The sequence below is a fragment of the Mesorhizobium sp. M5C.F.Ca.IN.020.32.2.1 genome (assembly GCF_004023105.1).
In the GTDB taxonomy this organism is placed as follows: Bacteria; Pseudomonadota; Alphaproteobacteria; order Rhizobiales; family Rhizobiaceae; genus Mesorhizobium; species Mesorhizobium wenxiniae.
The window spans coordinates 1-2159 of the sequence record NZ_RZSX01000988.1 but is presented as its reverse complement, the minus strand read 5'-3'; the positions used below and the strand labels follow the sequence as shown (position 1 = coordinate 2159).

Sequence of the window (2159 nt, the reverse complement as noted above, 5' to 3'; positions counted from 1 at the left end):
GGTCAGCCATGGCAAGAATTCATGCTCTGGGAGGACATCTTGGTGGGCGTCGGCGGAGCGGACTTCCACAAGAAGGCGATCCAGGAACTGGACGGAGCGTCGCTTGAAAGCGACAAGATGGTCCAGGTATTCGATACCTTCCGCAAGGTGTTGAGCTACGCCGATGCCGGCGCGGCGAACCGCGACTGGAACCTCGCGACAGCGATGGTGATCGAGGACAAAGCCGCGTTCCATTTCATGGGCGACTGGGCCAAGGGGGAGTTCACGGTGGCCAACAAGAAGGCCGACGTCGACTACCTGTGCCTGGCGGCACCCGGGACAGCCGGCACCTATGTCTTCCTAGCCGATTACTGGGGCTTCTTTCCGGTTAAGGACGAGGCGGCGAGGCAGGCGCAGATGCAAATGGCGCGCCTGACCATGGATCCGGCGGTGCAGACGGAGTTCAACATCCGCAAGGGCTCGATCCCGGCCCGCACCGACATCGATCCGAAAGCCTTCGACGCCTGCGGGCAGGCAGCAATCGCAGACCGCGCCGCCGCCGCCGAAAAGGGCGGTGTCCTGCCGTCTCTATCCCAGAACCACGCCCAGTCCCGCGAGGTGCGCGGCGTGTTCGAGGACGTTATCAGCTCCTTCGCCAATAACACCAAGCTGACGTCGGGTGACGCGGTCGCGCGCCTCAAGTCGGGCCTTGCCGGGCTCTAGACAAAGACCTGGTATGCCGGGGCGGCTGACCGCCGCTCCGGCATCGATTGCAGGTCGGGAACTGCGGCCAACACGAAAACCGGCAGGCAAGGGCGACCGCGCTTCAGCCGTTTGAGACACCGGGCCGATGTCATCACGGGACTTCCATTCATTCGCACGGACTGGGCTTATACGAACGCCCGCGCAGACCCATCACAAGCCGAAGAGGATTCAGATGACCGGGCAAGAAAAAATCAAATGGGGCCTCATCGGCGCCAGCAACATAGCCAAACAATGGTTGACGGCCTCGATCAACAAGCATCCGGACTGCGAGGTCGTGTCGGTCTACAGCCGCGACGAGAAGCGCGCGTCTGATTATGCGCGCGATCTCGAGCTGCATAGTCACCACACCAGCCTCGAGTCGCTGCTCGCCGACCCGGAAGTCGACGCCGTGTACATTTCGACCACGAACGAAAAACATCGAGAAGAGGCAATCGCAGCCGCCAGGGCAGGCAAGCACATTCTCTGCGAGAAGCCGCTCAGTATCAGCACCGAGGATGGCGAAGCCATGGTTGAGGCGGCGCGCAAGGCCGGCGTAGTCCTGGCGACCAACCATCACCTGCGCAACATGGCGACCCATCGAGCCATCAAGGACGTCATCAAGTCCGGGGAACTCGGCGAGATCACCTCGGCACGCATCGGCTTCACGGTGGATCTGCCGGGTGATCTGGCGCGCTGGCGCCTGAACGATCCGTCGACGGGCGCCGGCGTCGTCCTAGACCTGACCGTGCATGACGTCGATCTGATGCGTTACTATTTCGACGCCGATCCGGTGGCCGTGACGGCGATGGGGCTGACCTCAGGCGCCGCCCCGCACGGGATCAAGGACAATGTGACGTCGGTCTGGGAATTCCCCGGCCACCTGTTGGTCATCTGCCAAGACACCTTCCTGGTGCCATTTGGCGGTACCGCCGTCGAAATCCACGGCACGAAGGGCTCCGTGCTCGGCGCGGATGTTTTGTGGCAGAAGCCGCAGGGCCGTGTCACGGTGCGTACCCAGTCGGGAACGCGTGAAGTGCCCGTAGAGCACGTGATCCCCTACGACCAGACCATCGGCGACTTCGTCGACGCGGTCCGCGGACGGGGCAGGCCTTCGGCGGACGGTGTCGACGGCCTCCAGGCGCTGCGCTTCGCGCTGGCCGCTACGCAGGCGATGGAGACGGGCCGCACGATCCACTTCTGACGCCTGCAGCTTCAAAACAACCGGCCGGGGATGACCCGGCCGATTTTGTTTTTGGCGCTGCGTGCGACCGGGCTATCTGACGTCGGCAACCTCCCGCGCGGCAGGCTGCGGCTTCTCTGCATAGTCGCGCTCGGCAGCTCCCGCCGAAACCAGCCCGTTCGTCAGGTCGTCCCGGACGGCCTCGCGCCGACGCTCCCTGGCGGGACCGTATCCTGCGCCGCCCGGAGTATGGATC

At 64.0% G+C, this 2159-nt stretch carries 1 protein-coding gene and 1 pseudogene; both read left to right on the top strand.

Annotation, left to right across the window (positions count from 1 at the left end):
- A pseudogene (locus EOA86_RS31870) lies at positions 1–702 on the top strand (sugar ABC transporter substrate-binding protein); the annotation flags it as partial.
- A 127-nt stretch (positions 703–829) separates the two neighbouring features.
- Positions 830–1924 carry a Gfo/Idh/MocA family oxidoreductase gene (locus EOA86_RS31865; protein WP_128345237.1) on the top strand — a complete coding sequence of 365 codons (1095 nt, stop codon included), beginning with the start codon at positions 830–832 and terminating at the stop codon, positions 1922–1924.
- The last annotated feature ends 235 nt before the right edge of the window (positions 1925–2159 follow it).

What these genes read in the sequence shown, in the direction of transcription:
- EOA86_RS31865 (WP_128345237.1), top strand. Translation starts at nt 830, where the DNA reads ATGTCATCACGGGACTTCCATTCATTCGCACGGACTGGGCTTATACGA.